We start from the raw sequence: 24,852 nt of genomic DNA, 5'->3' as shown, positions 1-24,852 counted from the left end.
CTTGCACTGTGTCGGACCCGTGGTGTTCACTGTTCTCCGTGATCGAAAAATAGTTCGATCCGAGCGGTTGGCGGCGTGTCGTCCGGGGCGGGAGGTTCTGGTGATGGTAGTGGGAACTTCTGTCGTTGACCTGTCCGGCCTCGGGACGGCGGACCGCGTCGCTGAGCTGCGTCGCCGACTCGCCACGATGCCGGGCGGGGGCCCGCCCGCGGCCGCGCGCTCGGGGGCGCCGGCGACCGCACGCCCGGAGGGGGCCGCGGTCGCGGAACCGGACGCGGCCGTGCCCGGCGCGGCATCCGCGGACGCGGGGGCGTCCGGTGCGGTGTCCTTCGACGCGCGCGTCCCCGGAGTGGTGGTGCCGCGTTCCGTGGCGCCCCTGTTGCCGGGCGGAGTACTGCCCGCCGGGAGGGTCACCGCGGTGTCCGGCAGTGCCACCCTCCGGGTCGGGCTGCTGGCCGCGGCCACGGCCGCCGGGGCCAGATGCGCGGTGGTGGGCTGGCCGGAGCTCGGGGTGGCGGCGGTGGCGGAACAGGGCGGTCGGCTGGACTGCCTGGCGCTGGTCCCCGATCCCGGTCCGGATCCCGCCGCGGTGGTGTCGGTGCTGCTCGACGGCCTGGACCTGGTGCTGCTGGGGCCCGGCGTCCGGGTGGTCGCCCCGTCCCGGGCCCGTGTGCTCGCCGGGCGGGTGCGGGCCGCGGGTGCGGTGCTGCTCGTGGGTGCGGACTGGCCCGGGGCGGAACTCACACTGACCGGGCGGCACTGCCGCTACGGCGGGCTGGGTGCGGGCGTGGGGAGGCTGGACTCGGTGTCCACCATGGTGCGGTGCTCCGGCCGGGCGGCGCCCCCGCGGACGGCGGAATGGGTGGCGGCGGGATGAGCGCGCGGGTCATGGCGGTGTGGTGTCCTGACTGGCCGGCGGTCGCGGCAGCCCGGGGCGGGGGGCACGGCCTGCACCTGCCGCTCGCGGTGGTGGGCCCACGGGGGGTGCTCGCGTGTAACGCCGTCGCGCGCGCGGTCGGGGTGCGGCGTGGGCTGCGCCGGCGCGAGGCGCAGTTCCGCTGCCCGGAGCTCGTCGTGGTGCCGGCGGACCCGTCGCGGGACGCCGTGTGGTTCGAACCCGTGGTGCAGGCGCTGGACGCCGTGGTGCCGGGCATCGAGGTGCTCCGGCCGGGGCTGTTCGTCTTCTCCGCGACCGGGGCGCTGCGCTTTCACGGCGGGGTGGAGGAGGTCGTCACCCGGGTCGTGGACGCGGTGGCGACGGCCGGGACGGAGTGCCAGGTGGGGCTGGCGGACGAACTGCCCACGGCCGTGCTCGGCGCGCGAGGGTCGGCGCTGCTGGAACCGGACGGGGACGCCGACTACCTCGCCGGGTTGCCCGTGGACGCGCTCGTGGTGGAGCCCGCGCTGGGCGACCCGGATGAGCTGGCAGAACTGGTCGGGCTGTTGCACCGGCTCGGTGTGCGGACGCTCGGGGACTTCGCCGCGCTCCCGTTGCGGGACGTGGCCACCCGCTTCGGAGAGGCGGGCGCGGTGGCACACCGCATCGCCCGCGCCGTGCCGTGGCGGCCCCCGTCGGTGACCGCGGTGCCCACGGGGTCGGCGGTCGAGCACCGGTGCGACCCGCCCCTGGAACGGGTCGACGAGGCGGCGTTCCTCGGGCGGCGACTGGCGGGGGAGTTGCACGCCGTACTCGCGGCGGCCGGGGTCGCGTGCCTGCGTCTGTCCATCACGGCGCGGGTCGAGGGGGGCGTGGAGGTCAACCGGGTGTGGCGGTGCTCCGCCCCGCTCACCCCGGAGGGCACCGCTGACCGGTTGCGCTGGCAGCTGGAGGGCTGGCTCACCGGTACCGCGATCGCCGGTGGAGCCGGAGGGGCGGTCACCGCTCTCGTCCTGGAACCGGTGGAGGTGGTCCCCGCCGGCCGCGTCCAGGAGGGGTTGTGGGGCGAGGCGGGGTTGGCGGAGGCGCGTGTGCACCGTGCCCTCGTGCGGGTGCAGGGGCTGCTCGGCCCGGAGTCGGTCCGCGTCCCCGTTCAGGTCGGTGGCCGAGGTCCGGGTGATCGCGTGCGGTCCCTGCCGTACGGGGACGCCCCGGCCGACCCGGTCACTCATGGGCCGTGGCCGGGGGCTCTGCCGGCGCCGTCGCCGTCGGTGGTGTGGCCGGGGCCGGGTTATCGATTGGAGATCCGTGAGAGTCGTGACCCCGGCTCAGGGGTCGTGGCACGGGTTCCCCTCGCCGGGGGGGTCGTGCTGCGTACCGCGGCGGGGGCGCCGATCGGGGTCGGTCCGCGCGGCCTGCTCACCGGACGACCCGAGTCGGTCGAGGTGACGGGCCGTCGATGCGCGTTGGTCGGTTGGTCGAGGCCGTGGCCGATCGATGAGGCCTGGTGGGAGCCGGGTCCCGGTGGTGAGCCCCGCCGGCCGAGGGCCCGGATGCAGGTCGTCCCCGAGCGGGCGGCCGCGTTGTTGCTGTGCTGCCTGGTCGGGGACGAAGCGGGGAGTTGGACCGTCGAGGGGGTATACGAATGAACCGTCCACGACTCACCGTGGTCGCGGCCCCCGTCGCTCGCCGGGTGGGCTCAGCGCTCGATGTCGACCACCAGTCGGGTCGGGTTCTGGAGGAGGAAGGCCGAGAAGGCGCGGTCCGTGCCCTCGAGACCGATGACGGATTGTGCCTGGCCCTCGAACTGGCCGGCGAAGGCCACCCCGGCCACCCCGGTCGCCTCGTCGCTCGAGACGGTGCCCACGGGGACCTCCGTCATGGAGGTCATGGTGGGCAGGACCTGGTCGCGGATCATCACCTGGAGGAACGAGTCACCGGGCACCTCCACGGGGAAGCCACTGCCCTGCTGGGCGGGGGCGTCCACGTAGTCCACGGAGTACCCCGGGACGCCCTGGCCCTCGAGTTCGTAGACCACGCGATCCTTGCCCTGGTAGTCGCCCACGCGGATATCGGTCACGACGAGTTGGGCGCGCTCGGCGGTCTCACCGGGGTCCTCGCTCTTCGGACCGGAGTCCGCGGGCCTGGCGGAGGGATCGGAGGTCTCGGTCTCGTCCGGAGCCAGGGCCCGGGCCACCGCGGCCGGGGAGGATCCCGCCGCGGTGGTCTGGCTGGTGGTGGGGGTCTCGGTCGAGGTGTCGGCTCCACATCCCGCCAGCCCCAGGGACGCGACGGCGGTGAGGGCGACGGCTGCGGCGAAGCGGCGGTGATGGATGCGCATACGTCCACCCTAGATCCCTCTGGTCACTTTTGTCCCACAAGGTGGCTACAGTTACGCCTCCCCGCGGGATGGGGCACCATGGGGTCGTGTCAGATACCGATTCCGCCACACACCCGGGTTGGTGTTCCCTGCAGTCCGCCGACGAGCCCCCGGCAGGCACCGCCGCCCACGAGGAGTCGTGGGTGCTGCTGGAGGTCCCCGGGCGCTGGGGGCGCGACATCTTCGACGGTGAGGCCCTGGGCGAGGACCTGTCCCGACGTCTCAAGGAGCACATCGCGGCCTGCGGGTCGCGCATGCTCTTCATCCGCCGGCCCGGCCGCGAGGGTCAGCGCCTCGACCGGCACCGCTTCTACCTCTGCGACACCCGCCCCGACCGGCAGAGCATCCACGCCGGTCGTGTCGACGGGCCTGAGGAATTGCTCGGATTGGACCTGTCTCCGGACGGGCACGTGGCCGGTACCCGCGAGGTCGCGGCGCCCGTGCCACTCGTGTGCACCCACGCCAAGCGTGACCAGTGTTGCGCTGTGCGGGGCCGCCCCGTCGCGGCCGGCCTGGAGTCACTGTTGGGCGGGCGCCTGGCCGCACTCGACCCCGATGCCGCGGTGTGGGAGTGTTCCCACACCGGGGGTCACCGCTTCGCCCCGGTCCTGTTGCTGCCCGGCACCGGTTACACCTATGGGCCCGCGGAGGTGGCCCACGCGGCCGGAATCGTCGAGGCGGCGCTGGACGGCCGGGTCGTCACCGAGAACCTGCGGGGCCGAAGCACGTGGCCACCGGCCGGTCAGGTGGCGGAGGTGGCCGTGCGGGACTCCGGTGTGGAGGCTGGGCCGGGCGACCTCGTCGTCACGATCGACCCCGATTCCTCGCGCGTGGCCGTGGTCCGTCACACCGACGGACGCGCCTGGCGTGTCGAGGCGGGCACCCGCCCGCTGCCTCCGCGGTCCCAGAGCTGTCGCAAACCGCCCGGTGAGGCCTCGGCGTGGGTCGTGGAGTCGTTCACCCGGCTCTGAGTTCTCGCGCGGCTTTGAATCCTCGCCCGATTCCGAGTTCTCGCCCGGTTCCGAGGTTGCCTCCGGTCCTGAGTCCACCCCCCGGGCCACGGCGGGTGAGGCCCGGTGAACTGGTATCACGGGCCCCGGACCTGGAACGAGCTGGAGCGGGTTCTGTCCGGTCGGCCGAACCCGCGTGGGCCCCAGAATCCGCACCCCGGTGACGGCAGCGACGCCCCCGCCTGGTCCCGTCGACGGGGTGAGTACACCCCTCCTCACGGGCGCCGGACGCAGGGACGGGTGCCCTACGCCGAGCTCCACGCCCATTCCGCCTTCAGCTTCCTGGACGGTGCCTCCTCACCCGAGGCGATGGCGGAGGCGGCGGCGGAACTGGGGTTGACCGCGCTGGCGATCACCGATCACGACGGCTTGTACGGGGTCGTCCGATTCGCCGAGGCGGCGTCCGAGCTGGGTCTGGCGACCGTCTTCGGCGCCGAGCTCTCGCTGCCCGGGGGTGAACACCTGCTCGTGTTGGCCCGCGGAGGGGAGGGTTATCGCAGACTCTCGCGTGCGATCGCCCACGCCCACCTCAGGGGAGGTGCGAAGGGTGAACCGCGGTACGAGATCGGGGAACTCGCCGAGGCCGCCGGTGGTCACTGGTACGTGCTCACCGGGTGTCGCAGAGGGCGGGTGCGGCGAGCCCTCGAACGGGGCGGCGCGGGTGCGCCCGGCGTCGACACCGCGGCTGCGGGTGCGGCGCTGGGCGAGCTCGTCGAGCTGTTCGGGCGGGACCGGGTGGTCGTGGAGCTGACCTGTCACGGCGTTCCCGAGGACACCGAGCGATGTGACGCGCTGGCCACGCTCGCGGCCGCGGCGGGCCTGCCCGTCGTGGCCACCACCGCCGCGCACTGTGCGGGCCCGGAGGACGCCCGTCTGGCCTCAGTCATGGCGGCGCTCGGAGCCCGCGACGCCCTGGAGACCCATGCCGCGCACCTGCCCCCGGCCGGAGGAGCGTACCTGCGCTCGGGTGAGGAGATGGCCGAGTTGTTCGACCGCTGGCCGGGCGCCGTCTCCGGGGCGGCGGCCCTGGGTCGCGAGTGTGCGTTCGACCTCCGGCTCATCGCCCCCGAACTGCCGCCGTTCGATGTGCCCGAGGGCCACACGGAGGACAGTCGGCTCGCCGAACTCACCTACGCGGGGGCCGCCCGGCGCTACGGGGCACCCGGCGCGGCCCCGGAGGCCTACGCGCAGATCCACCGCGAGTTGGGGGTGATCGCCGAGCTGGGGTTCCCCGGTTACTTCCTCGTGGTCCACGACATCGTCGAGTTCTGTCGCAGGGAGGGCATCCTCTGTCAGGGCAGGGGATCGGCCGCCAACTCGGCCGTCTGCTACTCCCTCGGCATCACCAACGTGGACCCGGTGGGGGCGCACCTGCTCTTCGAGCGCTTCCTGTCCCCGGAGCGGGACGGTCCGCCGGACATCGACGTGGACATCGAGTCCGGCCGTCGGGAGGAGGCCATCCAGTACGTCTACTCCCGCTACGGGCGGGATCACGCCGCGCAGGTCGCCAATGTCATCACCTACCGGGGGCGGTCGGCCGTGCGGGACGTGGCGCGGGCACTCGGGTACTCCACCGGGCAGCAGGACGCGTGGTCCAAGAGCGTCGACCGGTGGTCGGGTCTGAAGAACCACGAGCGGGAGGCCACCGAGCACACCGTCCCGGCCGACGTGCTGGCGCTGGCCCGCAGACTCGTCGGCCTGCCCCGGCACCTCGGCATCCACTCCGGCGGCATGGTGATCTGCGACCGGCCGGTGGCCGACGTGGTGCCCGTCGAATGGGCGCGCATGCCCGGGCGGACCGTCCTGCAGTGGGACAAGGACGACTGCGCGGCGGTCGGTCTGGTCAAGTTCGACATGCTGGGGCTGGGGATGCTCACGGCGCTGCACCACGCCATCGACCTCGCGGCCGAGCACAAGGACCTCGAGGTGGATCTGGCCCGACTGGACCTCTCCGATCCCGAGGTCTACGAGATGCTGTGCCGGGGCGATTCCGTGGGGGTGTTCCAGGTGGAGTCTCGGGCGCAGATGGCCACGCTGCCCAGGCTCCGGCCGCGGACGTTCTACGACCTCGTGGTGGAGGTGGCACTCATCCGCCCCGGCCCCATCCAGGGCGGCTCCGTGCACCCCTACATCCGTAGACGCAACGGGCGGGAGGAGGTGGTGTTCGACCACCCCGCGCTCGAGGCGGCCCTGGGGCGGACGCTGGGTATCCCGCTGTTCCAGGAGCAGCTCATGCAGATCGCCACCGAGATCGCCGGGTTCACCGGGGCGGAGGCGGACCAGCTCCGCCGGGCGATGGGGGCCAAGCGCTCACCCGAGCGGATGGCGCGGCTGCGGGAGAGGTTCTTCGCGGGCATGCGTGACCTCCACGGCATCGGCACCAGCCCGCCCGGGACACCGGTCACCGGGCCCGAGGTGGGGGAGCGGATCTGGGAGAAGATGTGCGCGTTCGCCAACTACGGCTTCCCCGAGAGCCACTCCCAGTCCTTCGCGGCGATCGTCTACTACTCGGCGTGGTTCAAGTGCCACCACCCGGCCGTCTTCTGTGCGGCGCTGCTGCGTAGCCAGCCGATGGGGTTCTACTCGCCGCAGTCCCTCGTGGCCGACGCCCGCAGGCACGGCGTCACCGTGCACCGCCCCTGCGTCAACCGCTCGCTCGGCGGTGCCACGTGTGAGAACAGGGGCACCGAGGTGCGCCTCGGCCTGGAGTCCGTGCGGGCGATCGGCACCGACCTCGCCACGGCGATCGCCGACGAGCGCGATACCCACGGCCCGTTCCTCTCGGCCGCCGACCTCGCCGGCCGCACCGGGCTGACCGTCCGACAGATGGAGGCGCTGGCCACCGCGGGGGCCCTCGACGCGCTCGGCGTCGGGGGGCGGCGGGCGGCCCTGTGGTCGGCGGCCACCGCGGCCCGGCAACGGCCCGGGATGTTGCCCGGGCTGAGCCAGGTCGACGCCCCGGCGCTGCCGGGGATGAGCGTCCTGGAACTCACCTCCGCGGATCTGGCCGCCACCGGGATCAGCCCCGAGGAGTACCCGACGGTTCACGCCCGGCCGTGGCTCGACTCCCGGGGGGTGTGCACCACCGCCGGGCTAGCCCACGTCCCCGACGGCAGCCGGGTGGAGGTCGCCGGCGCGGTCACCCACCGGCAGCGGCCCGCCACCGCCGAGGGGGTGACCTTCCTCAGCCTCGAGGACGAGACGGGCATGACCAACGTCGTGTGCTCGGTGGGACTGTGGGCGCGCTACCGCCCGATCGTTTCCTCCGCCCCGGCGCTCATCGTCCGCGGCACGGTGGAGAACCGCTCGGGCGCGGTGAGCTTGGTGGCGGACAAGATAGAGCGCCTCCACCTGGGGATGGCGATCGGCCGCAGCCGGGACTTCAGGTGATGACCACTACCCAGCCCGCCCCGGCCGAGCCCGGGTTCAGGCCGAGCCCGGGTTCAGGCCGAGCCCGAGATCAGACGTAGCGGAAGTCCTCCCCGCGCGCCCACTGCACCAGCCTGTCGGCGGTGTCCCGGCGCGAGGGCGGGTGGTAGTCCCGGGTCCGTGAGGAGTACGACCGCCACGGCGACACCACACGGGCCGTGTTCGACGGGGTGTCCCGCACCGCCCCCGTGGTGGGGGCGGCGGCGGTTCTCGTGGCCGTGATGTTCCTCGGGAGGGCTGATCGCCGGGGACCCCGTCCATACACATGCGCCCCCGCGAGGCTTCGCCGTAGGTTCGGGTCATGATCCTGGACGATCTCCGCGCCCGCCTCCACACCGCCTCCGTCCTCACCGACGCGGACGTTCTGGAGGGATACCGCCAGGACTGGGCCAAGGCCCCGGACCCGGGGATGCCGCTCGCCGTGGTGCGCGCGCGGTCGACCGAGGACGTGCAGGAGGTCATGCGCTGGGCGAGTGCCCACGGCGTGCCGGTGGTCCCTCGGGGCGCCGGGTCAGGGCTGTCCGGGGGAGCTACGGCGGTCGACGGCGGGATCGTGCTCTCGACCGAGCTCATGCGGGACATCGACGTCGACCCGGTCACCCGCACCGCGACCGTCCAACCGGGTCTGCTCAACATCGAGGTCAAACGCGCCGTCGCCGAACACGGCCTCTGGTATCCGCCCGACCCCTCGTCGTACGAGATCTGCTCGATCGGCGGCAACATCGCCACCAACGCCGGCGGTTTGTGCTGTGTGAAGTACGGCGTGACCACCGACTACGTCCTGGGCCTGACGGTGGTGCTGGCCGACGGCACCGCGGTGCGACTGGGCGGTGCGCGGCTCAAGGACACCGCCGGGTTGAGCCTGACCAAGCTCTTCGTGGGCAGCGAGGGCACTCTGGGGATCGTCACCGAGATCATCGTGCGACTCATCCCCGAGCAACCTCCGCGCTCGACCGTGGTGGGGATCTTCCCCGACGTGGTGGCGTGCAGCGACGCCGTCCTGGCCATCACGCGCCGCATCCGCCCGGCGATGCTGGAGTTCATGGACACCGTCTCGATCCGGGCCGTGGAGGCGGACCTGAGGATGGGCCTGGACACCTCCGCGGGGGCGATGTTGCTCGCCCAGTCCGACCTCACCGGACCCGACCGGGTGGCCGAGACGGAGTTCATGGCCGAGGCGTTCCGCACGCACGGTGCCACCGAGGTGTTCGCGACCGACGACCCCGAGGAGGGCGAGCAGTTCACGGTCGCGCGCCGGGCAGCGTTCACCAGCCTGGGAAAGACCGGGACGCTGCTGCTGGAGGACGTCGGGGTGCCGCTGCCCGCGCTGCCCGAGCTGGTCGCCGGTATCGAGGAGATCTCCGCCCGGCGGGACGTGCCGATCGCCCTGGTCGCTCACGCCGGCGACGGCAACACCCACCCGATCATCGTGCTGACCGATGACGACCCGGAGCGTGCCCGGCGGGCTCAGGCGGCGTTCGGTGAGGTCATGGACCTGGCTATCGGGATGGGCGGGACGATCACGGGCGAACACGGCGTGGGGCGACTCAAGGCGCCGTGGTTGCCCGACCAGCTGGGCGAGGATGCCATGGAGTTGAATCGCCGCATCAAGACCGCGCTGGACCCGCAGGGGATCCTCAACCCGGGGACGATGTTCTGACGTCGCCGCCGGCACCGTCGTCGGCGTCATCAGCGCTGTCGTCGCCGGACGGGACCCGGACCCGGACCGCCGCCGCGACCGGCGTGCCCACCGGGATCGCCCGGCCGTGCAGGGCCACCGTGATGATCCCCAGCTCGATCTGGCGGGAGACCACCTCGACCGGTGAATCCGGACGCAGACCGATCTCGGCCAGGTGCCGGAGCACGGAGTTGTCCCGGTCGGACACCCGGGTGACGACGCCGGCGCCGCCCTCCGGCACCCGGTCCAGGGGGATGTCGGGGAGGTGGTCCAGATGCCCGTCGCGGGTGGGGATGGGGTCGCCGTGGGGGTCGCGGCGCGGGTGGTCGAGGAAGCCGTCCAGGGCGTCGACGAACCGGTCGGAGACCACGTGCTCGAGGGCGTCGGCCTCGGCGTGGACCTCGTCCCACGGGTAGTCCAGGCACCGTGCCAGGAAGGTCTCGAGGATCCGGTGGCGGCGCACCATCGCCACCGCGAACGACCTCCCGGCGTCGGTGAGCTCTACAGGAGCATAGGGACGGTGCCGCGCCAGCCCCGTGGCGGCGAGTTTGCGCACCCCCTCGGTGACGGAGGACGGGGAGGCCCCGAGTCGATCCGCGAGCGCGCCCGGGGTGACGGACTGACCTGCGGCCTCCAGGTGGTGGGCGGCCATGAGGTAGGCCTGGACGGTGGGGGTGAGATCGCCGAGGCCACCGGGTGCGGTCGCGCGGGGTGCCTCGTCTCGGGGCCGGTCGCCGGTCATGCCGTCATCATCCCCGATCGTCGGGCCCGTGCGCTCGCCGCGGCCCGCGGGATCACGCCGCGCCGGGGGGCGAACAGCTGCGCCGCGGCGAAGATGGCGGCCTGCGCGAGCACCACCACCGGCCCCGGGGGGAGGTCGGCGTAGTACCCGGCGTACAGGCCGGTGAGGCCACCGGCCAGGGCGACGACGACGGCGAGGATCATCGTCCCCCGCATGGTGTCGGCCAGCAGCTGGGCGGTCGCACCGGGGATGATGAGCGTGGCCACTACCAGGATCACGCCCACCGACTGGACTCCCGCCACGGTGGCCGTCGCGAGGGTGGCCAGCAGGAGCCCGGTCAGCGCCCGCGTCCTGAGGCCCAGTGTGTGGGCGTGCAGCCGGTCGAAGGCCACCATGATCAGATCCCGGCGGAAGGCCAGCAACACGATCACCGTGAACGCGGAGACGGCGAGGACCTGCACGAGGACGGTGTCCGGCACGCCGAGCACGCTGCCGAACAGGATCGAGTGCAGGTCCTGCTGGCTCGGGAAGCGCGCGATGAGGACCAGGCCCAGCGAGAACAGAGCGGTGAAGACGATGCCCATGGCGGCGTCCTCCCGCACCGTCCCGCTCTCGCGGACCCCGCCGATCAGCGCCACGGCGACCAACGCCGCGACGAGCGCGCCGACGGCGAACGGGATGCCGGTCAGGGCGGCGATCACCACGCCGGGCAGGACGGCGTGAGAAACGGCGTCGCCCATCAGCGACCACCCCATGTGGACGAGCCAACAACTGAGCAGCGCGCCGGCCACTCCGGAGGCGGCCACCACGAGCAGGGCACGCCGCATGAACTCGTAGCCCATGGGTTCGATCAGCAGGTCGATCATCTCGGTGCCCCTTCAGTAGTCGGTGCCCGGTCGTCGACGGCGGGAGGTCGCGCGCCGAGCAGAGTGGACAGGATCTGTGGGGTGGTGGTCTCGGCGACGGGTCCGTGCGCCACCAGTCCGCCGTTGAGCAGGGCGACCGAGTCGGCGAGCCGGTCGACCGTGCCCAGGTGGTGTGTGGAGACCACCGCGGTCCTCCCCGAGGCGGTGAGGTCGCGCAGCACGTCGATGTACACCTCCTCACTGCCGGCGTCCATCCCGTTGAACGGCTCGTCGAGGAGCAGTAGCTCGGCCTCCTGCGCCAGGCATCGGGCCAGCAGGACCCGTCGGCGTTGACCCCCCGACAGCTCCCCGATCCGCCGCCCGGCGATCGGAGACAGGCCGACCCTGTCCAGGGCCCGGTCGACCGCCAGGCGATCGGCGGAGGACGGGCGGCGCCACGGACCGGTGAACCGTCGACGGCCCTGCATGACCACCTCGCCCGCGGTGACCGGGAAGCGATCGTCGACGGCGTCCGACTGGGGCACCGCCGCCACCCGGCCGGTGCGCAGCGCGCGGCGGACCGGGGAATCGAGGACACGCACCGATCCGCCGGTCGGGGTGACCAGACCGAGCATCGCCTGGAGCAGGGTGGATTTGCCGGACCCGTTGGGCCCGAGCAGCACGGTGATCTCCCCGGTCGGTACGGACAGGGAGACACAGTCGAGTGCGCGGATGTGTCCACGGTCGACGGTGAGGTCGCTGACGACCACGGCGGGCGGGCCCGTGTGCGCCGAGAAGGGCAGTGGTCGGTCGGTCATGAGGTCAGCTCCCTGGTGATGATCTCGAGGTCGTGGTCGAGCAGGTCCAGATATGTGGGCACCGGGCCGCTGGGGGCGGACAGGGAGTCGACGTACAGCACCCCGGCGACCCTGCTGCCGGTCTCCTGCGCCACCTGTTCCATCGCGGCGTCGGACACCGTCGACTCGCAGAAGAGTGCGGGGATCTCGCGGGCGCGCACCTCGTCGATCAGCGAGGTGACCTGGCGCGGGAGTCCCTGCGATTCGCTGTTGACCGGCCACAGGTAGAGCTCCTCCAGGCCGAGGTCGCGGGCCAGGTAGGAGAACGCGCCCTCGCATGTGGCCAGGACGCGTCGTTCCTCCGGCACCGCCGCCACGGCCGCCTCTGCGCGGGTGGCCATGTCCTCGAGGTCTGCCGCATAGTCCTCGGCGCGGGCGAGGTACTCCTCGGTCCCGTCCGGGTCGACCTCGGCCAGTGCGTCGGCGATCGTGCGGACGTAGCCGATGCCCTCCCGGGGTGACATCCACGCGTGGGGATTGGGGCGGCCGGTGTAGTTGCCGGAACGTACAGGCAGGGGGTCGACCCTCTCGGACCCGACCACGTGCCGGGCGTCGGCCCCGTCCAGGAATCGCAGCAGCCAGTCGTCCATGCCGAGGCCGTTGCTGACCACCAGATCGGCGCCCTCGACCCGCTTGAGGTCGTCCACCGACGGTTCGTACTGGTGCACGTCGGCCCCGGGGGTGGTGACCGACTCCACCCGGACACGGTCGCCACCGACCCGGCGCGCCATGTCGGCGAGGATCGTGAAGGTCGTGGCCACCACGACCCTGTCCCCGGGCTCCTGATCGGCGTACCGGGGGCGGTCGTCCACGTCGGTCGCGCCCGTGAACCCGGTGGTGCACGCCGCGGTCACGACAACCGTCGCGAGGGCGGAGAGGGAGGCGAGAAGGACGGTCCCGGGCTGCTCGAACCGTCGGCGATCACCCTGACGATTGCGGTCACCGACCAGACGAGATTTCGGCATGCCGAAATAATAAGTCAAACAGACGGAATTTCCATACCGCCTGCGTATCCCTCCTGCCTCCAGGCCTCGTAGACCGCAACTGCGGCCGCGTTGGACAGATTCATCGACCGACGTCCCGCGATCATGGGGATGCGCACAGTGGCCGTCACCCGCTCGTCCGCCAGCACGTCCTCGGCCAGGCCGGTGGGCTCGGGCCCGAACAGGAGGACGTCACCGGGGGAGAAGCGGACCTCCGGCAGCGTGAGGTCGGCCCTCACGGTGAACGCCCAGACCCTCGCCGGGAGCAGACGGGCGTACGCGGCCTCGAGGTCGGCGTGGACCTCCACGTGCGCCAGGTCGTGATAGTCGAGCCCGGCCCGCCGCAGCCGTGGCTCGCTGAGGTCGAAACCCAGCGGCCCGGCCAGATGGAGTTCGCAGCCCGCGCCCGCGGCCAACCGGATCGCGTTGCCGGTGTTGGGCGGGATGCGGGGTCGGTCGAACAGCACACGCACGCCGGCTCCGGTCATGGCCCCCATTCTCGCAGTGCGCTGGCGACGTGACCGCTCCGCAGTGGGATACTGGCACCCGTGACCGCTATCAAGTTGGACGGGAAGCTCACCCGCGACGAGATCGTCGCCGACCTCACGACCCGCGTCGCCGCGTTGCGGGACAAGGGCATCACCCCGGGGCTGGGGACGGTCCTGGTCGGTGACGACCCGGGCAGCCACGCGTACGTCAAGATGAAGCACCGCGACTGCGAACAGGTCGGGATCGCCTCCCTCCGCCGTGACCTGCCCGCCGACACCGATCAGGCAGAGCTCGAAGCCGTGATCGACGAACTCAACGCCGATCCGGCGTGCACCGGGTACATCGTCCAGCTGCCCCTGCCGAAGCACCTCGACGAGAACGCCATTCTCGAGCGCATCGACCCGGTCAAGGACGCCGACGGGTTGCACCCTGTCAACCTCGGCAAGCTGGTGCTCAACGCGCCGGCCCCGCTCCCGTGCACCCCCAACGGCGCCATCCACCTCCTCCGTCGTTTCGGTGTCCGGCTCGACGGCGCACATGTGGTGGTCATCGGACGCGGTGTGACCGTGGGGCGGCCGATCGGCTTGATGCTCACCCGTCGCAGCGAGAACTCGACCGTCACCCTGTGCCACACCGGCACCCGCGACCTGGCCGCCGAGACGCGGCGTGCCGATGTGATCGTGGCCGCTGCCGGTGTGGCCCACATGCTCACCCCGGACATGGTCAAACCCGGCGCGGCGATCCTCGACGTGGGGGTGTCCCGGCTCGACGGGAAGTTGGCCGGTGACGTGCACCCGGACGTGTGGGAGGTCGCGGGTGCGGTCTCCCCGAACCCGGGAGGGGTCGGTCCACTGACCCGGGCGTTCCTCCTGTCCAACGTGGTCGAGCGCTGTGAGCAGCTCGCCACGGGAGCCTAAATCCATATGACCCATCCCGCCCCGGACCGGCCCCGGCAGACCGACGCCCGGCCCCGCCGCACCCGTCCCGCGCGGCTGCGCTGGTCGCAGATCCGGGCCCAGTGGCCGCTCGCGCTGGTCCTGGTCGGGATCGCTGTGTCACTGGGGTTCGTGATGTTCGAGCGGTGGCGCCGTGGGGCGTTCATTCTGGGGATCATGGCCCTGGCCGCCGCGGTGCTGCGCGCGGTGGTGCCGGACGAGCGCGCGCGGCTGCTCGGTGTGCGGGGCAAGGGTTTCGACGTGGCCTTCTACCTGGCGGTCGGCGTGGTCGTGCTCTGGCTCGCCACCTCGATCGACTCGCTCGGGACGGGCTGAGTGGATCTCCTCTGCAGGGTCGGTCTCTGCTGCCAGGTCTAGGTCAGCGGGGCCCAGGTCAGCGGGGCTTAGGTCGTTCAGGCCTAGGTCAGTCGCAGGGGCACGCCCTCGCGGACGTGGTCGCGCACCCCGTTCGACGCGAGCAGCAGTCCCATCGCCACCAGAGCGCACAGGGACAGCACGCTCCCCAGTACCGAGATGAACGTGACGCTGTCCAGCACCATCCGTGCCAGCGTGCTCACGGCCAGCAGTGTCACCGCCACCCCGATGACGGCCCGGGCCGCTCGGTGGGCGCGCCACAGCAACACCGCGCCGGTGATGAGCAGCACGCTCAACACCAGTGACGACGCCGCGGTCAGCGCCATCGCGCCGTACTCGGCCGTGTCGTAGCCGCCTCTCGCGGTCGCGGTGATCCCCAACAGGGTGGCGAAGCCGATGGCCCCCCCGATGATGCCGAGACCCACGGCCAGTCCGGTCAGCCCGAGGGCGGCGGTCCGGTTCGGACGGTCACGGTCGGTCATGCGGGTCCTCGCGATCTGTCGGGTGTGCCGTGGGCGGCGAGTTCCATCGTCCTGGCGAGCATGGGGCCCACCACGTCGGATTCGGTGAGGAACCCGTCGTGACCGGCCGGGCTGTCGATCACGACCAGAGGATCGGCACCGGGCAACAGCGCGGCCAGTTCCTCCTGCTGCCGCAGGGGGTAGAGACGGTCGGTGGTCACCCCGCCGATGACGCACGGGACGGGGCAGGAGCGCAGCGCCCGCTCGACCCCCCCGCGGTCCAGGCCCACGTCGTGACGGTTGAGCGCATCGGTGAGCAGCACGTAGCTGCAGGCGTCGAAGCGTGAGACGAGCTTCCCGGCCTGGTGATCGAGATAGGACTGCACGGCGAATCGCCCCGACATCGACAGGTCCTCGCCACGGGGGTCCTCGCCGGGCTGCGGACGGTTGGCGAACCGCTCGTCCAGCTCCACCTCACCCCGGTAGGACAGGTGTGCGATACGTCTCGCGATGCCGAGACCGGTGACAGGAGTGCGGCCGGTGCCGTGATACCCGCCCTGCTGCCAGTGCGGATCAGAGGTCACGGCCATGATCTGCGCGGTCTGCACACCGATCTGATCGGCCGAGGCGCGCGCGCCCACCGCCAGGACACAGCCGGCCCCGACGCGGTCAGGGTGGCCGACCATCCACTCGAGCGCCCTCGCCCCGCCCATGGAACCGCCGACCACCGCGGCCCAACGGTTGATGCCCAGCAGGTCTGCCAGGGCCCGCTCGGACTCGACCATGTCCCGGACAGACACGGCGGGGAAGCGGGCACCCCAGTAGTGGCCGTCGGGGTGGAGCGAACTGGGACCCGTCGAACCGCGACACCCTCCGAGTACGTTGACCGACAGGATGCAGTAGTGATCGGTGTCCAGTGGTAACCCGGGGCCGACCAGACCGTTCCACCACCCGGGCGTCGGGTGCAGCGAGTCCACGGAGCCGATCACGTGCGAGTCCCCGGTCAGCGCGTGCTCCACCAGGACGATGTTGGACAGGTCGTCCGCGATCCGGCCCCACCGCTGCACCGCGAGCGAGACCCCCGGGAGGACGACACCCGTGGACAGCGTGAGGTCGCCGATGGCGACACGGCCGAGGGTGCCGTCGCCCGGGGGCAGCAGCGTGAGCGGATCGGTGGGGCGGATCATCCGGTCAGGGATCAGGACAGCGCGGCGAAACCGAGCTCGAGGTCGCCGATGATGTCGTCGACGGCCTCGATGCCCACCGAGAGGCGGATGGTCGCCGTGGTGACCCCGGCGATCGCGTTGGCCTCGGACGTGCCCTGGGAATGGGTGGTGGTGGCAGGGTGACACACCAGTGATCGGACGTCACCGATGTTGACCAGGCACGAGTGCAGCTTGAGGGCGTCGATGAACGTCCACGCCCGAGCCTTGACGTCCTCGTCGGACGCGCCCTGCGGCACCGCGAGGTCGAAGGTGACGATGGCGCCCGCCCCCTTGGGGGAGAGCTTCTGCTGCAGGGCGTTGTAGGGCGAGGAGGCCAGTCCGGCGTACTGCACCTTCGCCACGTCCTCGCGCGCTTCGAGCCACTCGGCCACCCGCTGGGCGTTGGCCACGTGGCGCTCGATCCGCAGGCTCAGGGTGTCGATGCCCTGGATGAGGGTCCACGCGTTGAACGGCGAGGCCGCTGCGCCGGTGTCGCGCAGGAGCGTCACGCGGGCCTTGAGCGCGAGGGCCGGTGCACCGAGGTCCGCGTAGACCAGACCGTGGTACGCGGGATCCGGGGTGGTGAAGGAGGGGAACACGTCCTGCCCGTCGCGCTGCACTCGCCAGTCGAACGTGCCACCGTCGACGAGGATGCCGCCGAGCGAGGCGCCGTGGCCGCCGAGGTACTTGGTGACCGAGGAGACGACCACATCCGCCCCCAGCTCCAGCGGACGGATCAGGTAGGGGGTGGCCACGGTGTTGTCGATCACGAGCGGCACCTGGTTGCGGTGCGCGACCTCGGCGATCGCCGGGATGTCGAGGATGTCGTTCAGCGGATTGGAGATCGACTCCCCGTAGAACAACTTGGTGTCGGGCCGCACGGCGGCCTCCCACGAGGCGGGGTCGTCGGGGTTCTCGACGAACGTGGTCTCGATGCCGTACTTGGGGAGCGTGTGCCGCAGCAGCGTGTCGGTACCGCCGTAGAGGCGGGGGGAGGCGACCACGTGGCCACCTGACTGGGCGATGGCCTGGATCACCGCGGTCTCGGCGGCCTGGCCGGACGCGAAGAGCAGACCGGCGACCCCGCCCTCGAGGGACGCGAGGCGATCCTCCACGGCGGCGACCGTGGGGTTGGTGATCCTGGTGTAGATCGGGCCCATCTCGGCGAGCGCGAACCGGTCCGCGGCCTGCTTGGCGTCCGCGAATACGTACGAGGTGGTCTGGTAGATCGGCAGATTGCGGGCACCGGTGTCCGAATCGACCGGCTGCCCGGCGTGGACCTGGCGGGTCTCGAAGGCCCAGTCGGGATTGCTGTTGTCGTACGTCATAGGGGCGGAGCCCCTCCTCTCGTCAGAAGGGTCCGGCCGCGTCACGACAGCGGACCCGCGCTTGCCTGTCACCCGGTCGGGTGGTGGCCAGGTCGTCTCCCGGGGCACCCCACCGCGGTGGAGGGTTGCCGCCCAGCGAGCCGGGGCTTGTCGCTGGAACTCATGACCTGGGGAGAGGTTAGCCTAAGCCGTTCGGCGGCGGCAACGCGGGGTAAGAGTCGGAACTGGCCGCCCCGCCCCCCGAGTCCGGGCGGAACCCCCGGAAGGTCGGCGTCCGACCGGTTACGGTTACCGGACAGTGGTCCATCTCACCGGATGGCCACCACCCGTCGACGCGCGAGCCCCCGAGGAGTCCCACGTGGACCAGAGTCCCCTGATCGATATAGGCCTGCCCATCGCACTGGCGATCATCATGGTCGGCATCGGGCTCAGCCTGACCAAGGAGGACTTCGCGGTCCAGGCGAGGTCGCCGTGGGCGACGATCGTCGGGTTGTTCGGCCAACTGGTCCTGGTTCCGCTGACCGGCGTGGCCGTGGCGCTGGCGTTCGGGCTCTCCCCGATGTTGGCCCTCGGCGTGGTCCTGGTGGCGGCGACGCCCGGAGGCGCGACGTCGAACCTCATCACCTATCTCGCCCGGGGCAACGTCGCACTGTCGGTCATCCTCACCGCCCTGAGCTCCGTGGCCGTGATCCTGACGCTGCCCATGTGGTTCGGGATCGGCGCGCGGCTCATCCCCGGAGCCGCGGACGAAGAGGTGACCGTCCCGCTCGGTCAGACTTTCGGCCTGCTGCTGGGCGTCATCCTCATCCCGGTCCTTCTCGGGATGATCCTCCGCGCGCGTAAGCCCGCCCTGGCGGCCCGGATCGAGCGCTTCGTCGGCATCGTCGGACTCGTCGTGTTGGTGCTGCTCATCGTGGGCATCGTGCTCGGCGAGAGGGACCGGATCGTGGACCTCATCGTGGCCGTGGGGCCTGCGGTGATCGTCCTCAACCTGGCCCTGATCGTGATCGGTGGCCTGCTCGCGTGGATCTGCCGCCTGCGCCGCGCCGAGCAGATCGCGATCGCGGTCGAGTTCGGCATCAAGAACACCACCCTGACCCTGCTCATCGCCTTCACCGTGATCGGCGACGACGAGGTGGGGCTGGCGGCCGCCGTCTACAGCATCGTCATGTACCTCACCGCGTTCCTCGTGGTCTACGGCGGCCGGCGTCTCATGCGCACCGCCGTATAGAGCGTTGCCGCCGTCCCGCCGGGGGTGATCAGTTGATCCGGGACGGGCACCCCGATCGCGGAAGTAGGGTGGTCCGGGCGACGCCACCGTAGTTGAGGAGCCTTCGTGTCAGTGCCGCCCCGTCCTCCGACCACATCGACCGGACGGGGCCTGACGGCGGTGATCGCCGTCCTGTGCCTGTGTGCGCTGATCGCCGGTGCGGGCCTTGCCGGCGCGCCCCGGGTGCTCGGCCAGCAGACGCCGTCGGACGCCTCCCGTGACGGCAGTTCTCCCGGTGATGGCCCTGCTCCTGGTGACGGAAGTGTCGCGATCGTCATTGACGCCTCGAGTTCCATGCTCGAGGCCGATGTGGGCAGCACCCGGTTGGCGGCCGCCCAGTCCGCCGCCCGCGAGCTCGTGGACTCGCTGCCCGAGGGTGCGCGCGTGGGGATGCTGGCGTACGGGACCGAGGAGTCAGACGCATCGGACAACCGGGACGCCGCCTGCCGCGACGTCGTCACGCTCGCTCCCGTCCAGCCCGTCGACAAGGCGGCCCTGACCGATCGGATCGACGGACTGACGGCGCGCGGATACACCCCGATCGGCAATGCCCTGCTCGCCGCGGCGGAAGAGCTCGGGGACGAGGGTGAGCGATCCATCGTCCTGGTCTCGGACGGGCTGGACACCTGCGCGCCGCCGGACCCGTGCGAGGTCGCGGGTGACCTCGCCGGAGCGGGCGTCGACATGACCGTGCACACGGTGGGGTTCCTCGTCGACGATGCGGCGCGGGCCCAGCTCGAGTGCATCGCGGGGGCCACGGGCGGTCGCTTCACCGAGGCCTCCGACGCGGCCTCGCTGTCCGGACAGCTGCAGTTCCTGACGCGTCGGGGCATCGAGGGCTACCAGACGCGCGGGACCCCCTTCGAGATGGGCCTGACCCTGCGTGACGCGCCGATGCTGGGGGAGGGGCTGTATCTCTCCGAGCTCACCGGTGCCGCGATGAGTGGTGGTCGAGGACCCGCCGGCCACCTGGGCTTCGAGATTCCCGACGGGCACATCGCTCACGTGTCGGCGACCCTCATCCCGCCCGTCGACCCCGATCCCACCAGCGGTGTGACGGCCGCGGGCCTGCGGATCGAGGCCGACCACGTCGCGGAGGAGTGCCGGGTGACCGGTTCGGACACGAGTTACGAAGTCGGTGGTGGGTGGAAGTCGCCGGGAGCGACACATCTCGTCATTCCCGCCACGGAGAATGAGCCCGCGTGCAGTCCGGACGGGTACCGCGTGATCGCGCAGCGCACCGGAGTATCGGCCTCCGAGCTCGAGGTCGAGGTGCTGCTCCAGTTCGAGCCCGTGCCCTCCGACGGCGAGATCACCGGATATCCGGCGGTGCAGTCCGTGCCGGCGGACGCTCCGGCCCCGGACTTCGGTGCGGCCGTCCCGGTGGCCGGTGGCACCAGCTTCAACGGTGCGGACGCGGTCGGGCCGGGCACCTACTCCGACGCCCTGGTGCCCGGGGAGACCCGCTTCTACCGGGTCCCGGTGGAGTGGGGCGAACGGCTGGCGCTGGGCCTGCGCGTCCCCGGGTCCGTCCGCGGTGCGCTGGACCACATCCAGCTGGAGGTGGCCAACCCGTTCCGGGTGAAGCCCTCCACCGCGGTCCGAACCACCTTCGAGGACGGACCGGAGGAGGTGTTCCTTCTCGACACGATCCCGGTTCAGTACCGCAATCGTGACGGCGACCAGGAGATGAGCGTCCAGTCGCAGGCAGGGGAGCACTACATCATGGTGTCACTCAACGACGGGTCGAACTCGCTGCCGCGGGGGATCGAACAGCCCTTCGAACTCGCCGTCGCGATCGACGGCGAGCCCGCCCCGGGACCGGACTGGCGGCCGGTGTTCGAGGACGGTCCCGAGCCGGGTCTGGGCGGTGTGGCCCCGACCGCACCCGATCAGGACCCGACGGCGGTCGACGATGAGTCCGTCGAGGCGGCGGACGAGGGGGCCGACGGTGGCGCGGGCTGGGCGTGGATCGCCGGGGGAGTGCTCGTCGTCGCGCTCGCGGTCGTTGTTGGGGTCGCACTGGTGAGGGGACGGAGGGGTGGCGGGGCTGGTCGGTGAGGGGGCCTGCTCGCGCGGCATGCGTAGCCTGCACGGGTGACCGAGGCACACCCCGCCCCCTCCAGCACCCCGCCTGATCCGCGCGGTGGCGTCTCCGCACGCCGAGTGTCGTTCGCGATCCTCGCCCTCGCCCTCGGCGGGTTCGGCATCGGCGTCACCGAGTTCGCGGCAATGGGTCTGCTCAGGTCGATCGCCAACGACTTCGGGCTCACCGAACCCCAGGCCGGGCACGTGATCACCGCGTACGCACTCGGGGTGGTCGTGGGCGCACCGTTGCTGACCGTGTGGACCGCCCGGTGGCGCCGCCGCACCCTGCTCCTGGTGCTCATGGGGCTGTTCACGGTAGGCAACACCGCCGCCGCCTTCGCCCCCTCCGCGGAGGTCCTGGTGGCCGCGCGCTTCCTGGCCGGCATCCCGCACGGGGCCTACTTCGGCGTGGCCTCGCTGGTGGCGGCCTCGCTCGCGGGCCCGGGCAAGCAGGCAAGGGCGGTGTCGTTGGTCCTGCTGGGGCTGTCTGTGGCGACGGTGATCGGTGTCCCCGCGGCCACCGGGCTGGGCGAGGCCGCGGGTTGGCAGGCGGCCTTCCTCGCGGTCGGGTTGATAGGCGCACTGACCGTGACGGCGATCTTCGTCGTCGTCCCCGAACCGCAGGGCGCGGTGGAGGTCAGGGCGCGGGAGGAACTGGCCGCGCTGGCCCGCCCCCAGATCCTGGCGACGCTCGCCGTGGGCGCGGTCGGATTCGGCGGCATGTTCGCGGTCTACACCTACATCCAGTGGACGATGGTCGACGTCGCGGGGATCGACCGAGCGTGGATGCCCGCGGTCCTGGCCGTCTACGGTCTCGGCATGGTGGCCGGCAACCTCGTGGGCGGTGTGGTCGCGGACCGGGATCTCGACCGCGGGTTGGTGGCGATCGCCACGGCCATGACTGCGGTCCTCGCCCTGTTCGCGGTGGCCGCCCATCATCCGGCCACGGCGCTGGTGGGCCTGTTCCTCGTGGGGGCGACGGGCTCGGCACTCGTGCCCGGACTGCAGGCCCGGCTGATGAAGTACGCCGGCCGGGGACAGACGTTGGCGGCCGCGCTCAATCACTCGGCGCTCAACGCCGCCAACGCGTCGGGGGCGTGGCTCGGAGGAGTGGTGATCGCGCTGGGCTTCGGCTACACGTCCCCCGCCCTCGCGGGAGCAACCCTGGCAGCGATCGGACTGGCGATCCTATTGGGCGCGGTCGCGGCCGCCCGCCGATCGGAGCGGGACGAGGTCATGACGGGTCGGTAGCCTGATCGGCGTGAGCCTCACCATCAGCACCGTCAACGTCAACGGGATCCGCGCCGCCGTCAAGCAGCGATCGGAGACCAACCTCGGATTCCTGCCCTGGCTGGAGGGTAGCGGCGCCGACGTGGTCGCACTCCAGGAGGTCCGCGCGGACGAGGACCAGACCCGCAAGGCCCTGGCCCCGGCCCTCGACGCCGGCTGGCATCTGATCGGCTCGGCCTCCTCGCTCAAGGGCCGGGCCGGCGTGGCACTGTTGTCCCGTCACGAGCCCTCCGAGGTGCGCATCGGTCACGGCGATCCGGAGTTCGACGAGTCCGGCCGCTACATCGAGGCCGTGTACCCCGGTGCCGTCGACGGGGAGACCATCACCGTGGCCAGCCTCTACCTGCCCTCGGGGTCGGCCGACACTCCCAAGCAGGACGAGAAGGACCGCTTCATGGCGAGCTTCCGGGAGCACCTGGCCGAGAGCGCGGAGGTGGTCGGCGCCCGGGACGGCCACGAGATGATCGTCTGCGGTGACTGGAACATCGCCCACCGCGAGGCGGACCTGAAGAACCACAAGGGCAACCACAAGAGCTCCGGCTTCCTGCCCCACGAGCGCGAGTGGATGTCCGAACTGTTCGCCGACGCCAGCGGGTGGACGGACATCGTCCGTCATCGCCGCCCCGACGAGATCGGCCCGTACTCCTGGTGGAGCCAGCGGGGCAAGGCCTTCGACAACGACGCGGGCTGGCGCATCGACTACCACGTGGTGACCGACGGGCTGGTCGAGCGCGCCGTGTCCGACCGGGTGGATCGCGCGAGCGCCTACGACATGCGGTGGTCCGACCACGCGCCGGTGACCGTCGTCTACGAGTGACGACGACAACGGCGGCGATGGCCGGCCGGCCCGCGGTCCCGGATGCTGCGGATCGGGCGGCCCCGTAGCCTCGGCTCATGCCGAAGTACGCCACCGCAGACCGCCCTGACCGGACGGGGCTCGACGAGTTCCTCCGCCCCCGGCACCGCGCCGTCCTCATCACCCGCAGGTCCTCCGGCGGGCTGCAGACCTCGCCCGTGACCTGCGGCGTCGACTCCGAGGGCAGGCTCGTCGTGGCCACCTACCCGCAGCGGGCGAAGGTGATCAACATCCGCCGCGACCCGGCCGTGAACGAATGCGTCCTGTCCGACGAGTTCGACGGCCCGTACGTCCACCTCGACGGCACCGCGGAGATCGTGGACCTGCCCGAGGCCGTCGAGCCGCTGGTCGAGTACTTCCGCAGCGTCGCCGGCGAGCACGACGACTGGGACGAGTACCGCGCGGCCATGATGCGACAGGGCAAATGCCTCATCCGGGTGACGATCGACGACTGGGGTCCGGTCGCCACGGGCGGGTTCCCGCCCGAGCCGGACCAGCCCACGGGCAGATGAGGGCGTGAGTGGGGCTCCGGGGGCACCGTGGGAAGATGGACTCCATGTCTGAGCAGTCCTCGACCGTCTCTCCCGCCCCTACGACGGGGCCGTCCGAGGCGGCAGCCCCCGCGAAGCGCCAGCGCGTCCTGTCCGGCATCCAGCCGACCGCCGATTCGTACCACCTCGGCAACTACCTGGGCGCCGTGCGGCAGTGGGTCGAGCTCCAGGACGAGTACGACGCGTACTACTTCATCCCGGACCTGCACGCGATCACGGTCAAGCAGGATCCCAAGGAGCTGCGGGAGCGGGTCTACCGCGGGTGCGCGCAGTTGCTCGCCCTGGGGGTGGATCCCGCCCGCTCGGTGCTGTTCGTGCAGTCGCATGTGCCCGAACACGCGGAGCTGGCGTGGGTGTTGGGGTGCATCACCGGGTACGGCGAGGCCGCGCGGATGACGCAGTTCAAGGACAAGTCGTCAAAACAGGGCACGGATGGGACGACCGTCGGGTTGTTCACCTACCCGGTGCTCATGGCCGCCGACATCCTGCTCTACCGCCCGCACCTCGTGCCGGTGGGGGAGGATCAGCGGCAGCATCTCGAGCTGACCCGCGACCTGGCGATGCGGTTCAACTCCCGCTTCAAGAAGACCTTCGTGGTTCCCGAGGGCAAGATCCTCGAGGGCTCGGCCAAGATTTACGATCTGCAGGACCCCACGGCCAAGATGAGCAAGTCGGGGGAGAACCCCAAGGGGATCGTCAACCTGCTCGACGACCCGAAGGTCTCCGCCAAGCGCATCCGCAGCGCGGTGACCGACTCCGACGGTGACATCCGATTCGACCGTGAGATGAAGCCGGGCGTGTCCAACCTCTTGACCATCCAGTCGGCGTTCACGGGGCGGCCGGTGGCGGATCTCGTGGCGGACTACCAGACCTCGGGGGCGGGGTACGGCGCCCTCAAGTCCGAGACCGCCGACGCGCTCGAGGCATTCGTCACCCCGTTGCGTGCCCGCTTCGACGAGTACATGTCGGACAGGGGCCAACTCGAGCAGATCCTTGCTGACGGCGCGGACCGGGCGAGGGTAGTGGCGGGCCCGGTCCTCTCGCAGGTGTACCAGACGGTCGGTTTCACGGCACCGCGCCGCGGGTGAACCGCCGGCCATCTGCGACCACTTGGTGAAGAATTTTCTATACAGATGTAGCTTTACGGCGACGAAACCCATGTTTGCGGTAGTGATCGCACGGTAAAACGGCTCTTCGCATCTG

Annotated in this window: 24 protein-coding genes and 1 riboswitch; of the genes, 14 read left to right on the top strand and 10 right to left on the bottom strand. The window is 71.5% G+C overall.

Annotated features, from left to right (window positions below; translation table 11 throughout):
- The first annotated feature begins 103 nt into the window (after positions 1 to 103).
- Positions 104 to 877: a hypothetical protein gene (locus H483_RS30960; protein ID WP_031264936.1), complete on the top strand. Its 774-nt coding sequence runs from the start codon at positions 104 to 106 to the stop codon at positions 875 to 877.
- Positions 874 to 2,526, top strand: a complete 1,653-nt coding sequence (locus H483_RS30955) for a DNA polymerase Y family protein (protein WP_031264935.1) — start codon at positions 874 to 876, stop codon at positions 2,524 to 2,526. The genes H483_RS30960 and H483_RS30955 overlap by 4 nt, the downstream gene beginning before the upstream one ends.
- 50 nt (positions 2,527 to 2,576) lie before the next feature.
- On the opposite strand, the gene H483_RS30950 is transcribed toward H483_RS30955, so the two are convergent.
- The gene (locus H483_RS30950) at positions 2,577 to 3,218 is read right to left on the bottom strand and encodes a hypothetical protein (protein ID WP_017837196.1); all 642 of its coding nucleotides are present in this window, start codon (positions 3,216 to 3,218) and stop codon (positions 2,577 to 2,579) included.
- A gap of 86 nt (positions 3,219 to 3,304) precedes the next feature.
- Between H483_RS30950 and H483_RS30945 the strand changes: the two genes are divergently transcribed.
- Positions 3,305 to 4,228 (top strand): sucrase ferredoxin, encoded by a 924-nt coding sequence (locus tag H483_RS30945; protein ID WP_042329889.1) that lies wholly within the window; start codon positions 3,305 to 3,307, stop codon positions 4,226 to 4,228.
- A gap of 105 nt (positions 4,229 to 4,333) precedes the next feature.
- On the top strand, positions 4,334 to 7,657 hold the full coding sequence (locus H483_RS30940; protein WP_031264934.1) for an error-prone DNA polymerase: 3,324 nt from the start codon (positions 4,334 to 4,336) through the stop codon (positions 7,655 to 7,657).
- Positions 7,658 to 7,727: 70 nt separating this feature from the next.
- Here the strand turns inward: H483_RS30940 and H483_RS39635 are convergent, their stop codons facing one another.
- Complete coding sequence (locus H483_RS39635) at positions 7,728 to 7,877, bottom strand: hypothetical protein (protein WP_017837193.1); 150 nt, start codon at positions 7,875 to 7,877, stop codon at positions 7,728 to 7,730.
- Here H483_RS39635 and H483_RS40590 point away from each other — a divergent pair.
- Positions 7,855 to 8,001, top strand: a complete 147-nt coding sequence (locus H483_RS40590; protein ID WP_371204469.1) for a hypothetical protein — start codon at positions 7,855 to 7,857, stop codon at positions 7,999 to 8,001. The two genes, H483_RS39635 and H483_RS40590, sit on opposite strands and share 23 nt — an antisense overlap.
- Complete coding sequence (locus H483_RS30935; protein ID WP_017837192.1) at positions 7,998 to 9,356, top strand: FAD-binding oxidoreductase; 1,359 nt, start codon at positions 7,998 to 8,000, stop codon at positions 9,354 to 9,356. Before H483_RS40590 ends, H483_RS30935 begins: the two co-directional genes overlap by 4 nt.
- Here H483_RS30935 and H483_RS30930 read toward each other — a convergent pair.
- Genes H483_RS30930 through H483_RS30910 form a run of 5 tightly spaced genes read right to left on the bottom strand, consistent with a single transcriptional unit; the run spans position 9,334 to position 13,289 of the window.
- On the bottom strand, positions 9,334 to 10,116 hold the full coding sequence (locus H483_RS30930) for a metal-dependent transcriptional regulator (protein ID WP_017837191.1): 783 nt from the start codon (positions 10,114 to 10,116) through the stop codon (positions 9,334 to 9,336). The two genes, H483_RS30935 and H483_RS30930, sit on opposite strands and share 23 nt — an antisense overlap.
- Positions 10,113 to 10,982, bottom strand: coding sequence for a metal ABC transporter permease (locus H483_RS30925; RefSeq protein ID WP_017837190.1), 870 nt, complete (start codon positions 10,980 to 10,982; stop codon positions 10,113 to 10,115). The genes H483_RS30930 and H483_RS30925 overlap by 4 nt, the downstream gene beginning before the upstream one ends.
- Positions 10,979 to 11,779, bottom strand: a complete 801-nt coding sequence (locus H483_RS30920; protein WP_017837189.1) for a metal ABC transporter ATP-binding protein — start codon at positions 11,777 to 11,779, stop codon at positions 10,979 to 10,981. The genes H483_RS30925 and H483_RS30920 overlap by 4 nt, the downstream gene beginning before the upstream one ends.
- Entirely contained in the window at positions 11,776 to 12,783 is a 1,008-nt protein-coding gene (locus tag H483_RS30915) for a metal ABC transporter solute-binding protein, Zn/Mn family (protein WP_017837188.1), read from the bottom strand. The genes H483_RS30920 and H483_RS30915 overlap by 4 nt, the downstream gene beginning before the upstream one ends.
- 14 nt (positions 12,784 to 12,797) lie before the next feature.
- Positions 12,798 to 13,289 (bottom strand): tRNA (cytidine(34)-2'-O)-methyltransferase, encoded by a 492-nt coding sequence (locus H483_RS30910; RefSeq protein WP_017837187.1) that lies wholly within the window; start codon positions 13,287 to 13,289, stop codon positions 12,798 to 12,800.
- Between the two features lie 60 nt (positions 13,290 to 13,349).
- Between H483_RS30910 and H483_RS30905 the strand changes: the two genes are divergently transcribed.
- Together H483_RS30905 and H483_RS30900 are read left to right on the top strand one after the other, a co-directional pair.
- Positions 13,350 to 14,207 (top strand): bifunctional methylenetetrahydrofolate dehydrogenase/methenyltetrahydrofolate cyclohydrolase, encoded by an 858-nt coding sequence (locus H483_RS30905; protein ID WP_017837186.1) that lies wholly within the window; start codon positions 13,350 to 13,352, stop codon positions 14,205 to 14,207.
- A gap of 6 nt (positions 14,208 to 14,213) precedes the next feature.
- The gene (locus H483_RS30900; protein WP_017837185.1) at positions 14,214 to 14,561 is read left to right on the top strand and encodes a DUF3017 domain-containing protein; all 348 of its coding nucleotides are present in this window, start codon (positions 14,214 to 14,216) and stop codon (positions 14,559 to 14,561) included.
- Between the two features lie 83 nt (positions 14,562 to 14,644).
- Here the strand turns inward: H483_RS30900 and H483_RS30895 are convergent, their stop codons facing one another.
- From H483_RS30895 to H483_RS30885, 3 genes are read right to left on the bottom strand one after another with little or no spacing between them, the layout of a single operon-like run.
- Positions 14,645 to 15,082, bottom strand: a complete 438-nt coding sequence (locus tag H483_RS30895) for a hypothetical protein (RefSeq protein WP_017837184.1) — start codon at positions 15,080 to 15,082, stop codon at positions 14,645 to 14,647.
- Positions 15,079 to 16,248 carry a homoserine O-acetyltransferase gene (locus tag H483_RS30890; protein ID WP_017837183.1) on the bottom strand — a complete coding sequence of 390 codons (1,170 nt, stop codon included), beginning with the start codon at positions 16,246 to 16,248 and terminating at the stop codon, positions 15,079 to 15,081. The genes H483_RS30895 and H483_RS30890 overlap by 4 nt, the downstream gene beginning before the upstream one ends.
- A gap of 11 nt (positions 16,249 to 16,259) precedes the next feature.
- Complete coding sequence (locus tag H483_RS30885; RefSeq protein ID WP_017837182.1) at positions 16,260 to 17,594, bottom strand: O-acetylhomoserine aminocarboxypropyltransferase/cysteine synthase family protein; 1,335 nt, start codon at positions 17,592 to 17,594, stop codon at positions 16,260 to 16,262.
- Between the two features lie 52 nt (positions 17,595 to 17,646).
- Positions 17,647 to 17,762: riboswitch (SAM riboswitch) on the bottom strand.
- Between the two features lie 190 nt (positions 17,763 to 17,952).
- Here H483_RS30885 and H483_RS30880 point away from each other — a divergent pair.
- The 6 genes from H483_RS30880 to trpS all read left to right on the top strand — a co-directional run bounded on the left by H483_RS30880 (position 17,953) and on the right by trpS (position 24,737).
- Complete coding sequence (locus H483_RS30880) at positions 17,953 to 18,825, top strand: bile acid:sodium symporter family protein (RefSeq protein WP_017837181.1); 873 nt, start codon at positions 17,953 to 17,955, stop codon at positions 18,823 to 18,825.
- Between the two features lie 105 nt (positions 18,826 to 18,930).
- On the top strand, positions 18,931 to 20,925 hold the full coding sequence (locus H483_RS30875) for a VWA domain-containing protein (protein ID WP_152427976.1): 1,995 nt from the start codon (positions 18,931 to 18,933) through the stop codon (positions 20,923 to 20,925).
- Positions 20,926 to 20,961: 36 nt separating this feature from the next.
- The gene (locus H483_RS30870) at positions 20,962 to 22,203 is read left to right on the top strand and encodes an MFS transporter (protein WP_042329884.1); all 1,242 of its coding nucleotides are present in this window, start codon (positions 20,962 to 20,964) and stop codon (positions 22,201 to 22,203) included.
- A gap of 10 nt (positions 22,204 to 22,213) precedes the next feature.
- Complete coding sequence (locus H483_RS30865; protein ID WP_017837178.1) at positions 22,214 to 23,059, top strand: exodeoxyribonuclease III; 846 nt, start codon at positions 22,214 to 22,216, stop codon at positions 23,057 to 23,059.
- Between the two features lie 77 nt (positions 23,060 to 23,136).
- Entirely contained in the window at positions 23,137 to 23,610 is a 474-nt protein-coding gene (locus H483_RS30860) for a PPOX class F420-dependent oxidoreductase (RefSeq protein ID WP_017837177.1), read from the top strand.
- Between the two features lie 44 nt (positions 23,611 to 23,654).
- Positions 23,655 to 24,737, top strand: a complete 1,083-nt coding sequence (trpS, locus tag H483_RS30855) for a tryptophan--tRNA ligase (protein WP_031264931.1) — start codon at positions 23,655 to 23,657, stop codon at positions 24,735 to 24,737.
- The last annotated feature ends 115 nt before the right edge of the window (positions 24,738 to 24,852 follow it).

Source organism: Dietzia sp. UCD-THP, assembly GCF_000349585.1.
Lineage (GTDB): Bacteria > Actinomycetota > Actinomycetes > Mycobacteriales > Mycobacteriaceae > Dietzia > Dietzia natronolimnaea_A.
The sequence above is the reverse complement of the archived record's forward strand: the minus strand, read 5'-3'. Positions and strand labels throughout refer to the sequence as shown.

Excerpts from the sequence above, each read along its gene's own strand:
- H483_RS30910 (WP_017837187.1), bottom strand. The coding sequence starts at position 13,289 with ATGACCGGAGCCGGCGTGCGTGTGCTGTTCGACCGACCCCGCATCCCG.
- H483_RS30895 (WP_017837184.1), bottom strand. The coding sequence starts at position 15,082 with ATGACCGACCGTGACCGTCCGAACCGGACCGCCGCCCTCGGGCTGACC.
- H483_RS30920 (WP_017837189.1), bottom strand. The coding sequence starts at position 11,779 with ATGACCGACCGACCACTGCCCTTCTCGGCGCACACGGGCCCGCCCGCC.
- H483_RS30890 (WP_017837183.1), bottom strand. The coding sequence starts at position 16,248 with ATGATCCGCCCCACCGATCCGCTCACGCTGCTGCCCCCGGGCGACGGC.
- H483_RS30885 (WP_017837182.1), bottom strand. The coding sequence starts at position 17,594 with ATGACGTACGACAACAGCAATCCCGACTGGGCCTTCGAGACCCGCCAG.
- H483_RS30950 (WP_017837196.1), bottom strand. The coding sequence starts at position 3,218 with ATGCGCATCCATCACCGCCGCTTCGCCGCAGCCGTCGCCCTCACCGCC.
- H483_RS30955 (WP_031264935.1), top strand. The coding sequence starts at position 874 with ATGAGCGCGCGGGTCATGGCGGTGTGGTGTCCTGACTGGCCGGCGGTC.
- H483_RS30935 (WP_017837192.1), top strand. The coding sequence starts at position 7,998 with ATGATCCTGGACGATCTCCGCGCCCGCCTCCACACCGCCTCCGTCCTC.
- trpS (WP_031264931.1), top strand. The coding sequence starts at position 23,655 with ATGTCTGAGCAGTCCTCGACCGTCTCTCCCGCCCCTACGACGGGGCCG.
- H483_RS30900 (WP_017837185.1), top strand. The coding sequence starts at position 14,214 with ATGACCCATCCCGCCCCGGACCGGCCCCGGCAGACCGACGCCCGGCCC.
- H483_RS30915 (WP_017837188.1), bottom strand. The coding sequence starts at position 12,783 with ATGCCGAAATCTCGTCTGGTCGGTGACCGCAATCGTCAGGGTGATCGC.
- H483_RS30925 (WP_017837190.1), bottom strand. The coding sequence starts at position 10,982 with ATGATCGACCTGCTGATCGAACCCATGGGCTACGAGTTCATGCGGCGT.
- H483_RS30860 (WP_017837177.1), top strand. The coding sequence starts at position 23,137 with ATGCCGAAGTACGCCACCGCAGACCGCCCTGACCGGACGGGGCTCGAC.
- H483_RS30960 (WP_031264936.1), top strand. The coding sequence starts at position 104 with ATGGTAGTGGGAACTTCTGTCGTTGACCTGTCCGGCCTCGGGACGGCG.
- H483_RS30930 (WP_017837191.1), bottom strand. The coding sequence starts at position 10,116 with ATGACCGGCGACCGGCCCCGAGACGAGGCACCCCGCGCGACCGCACCC.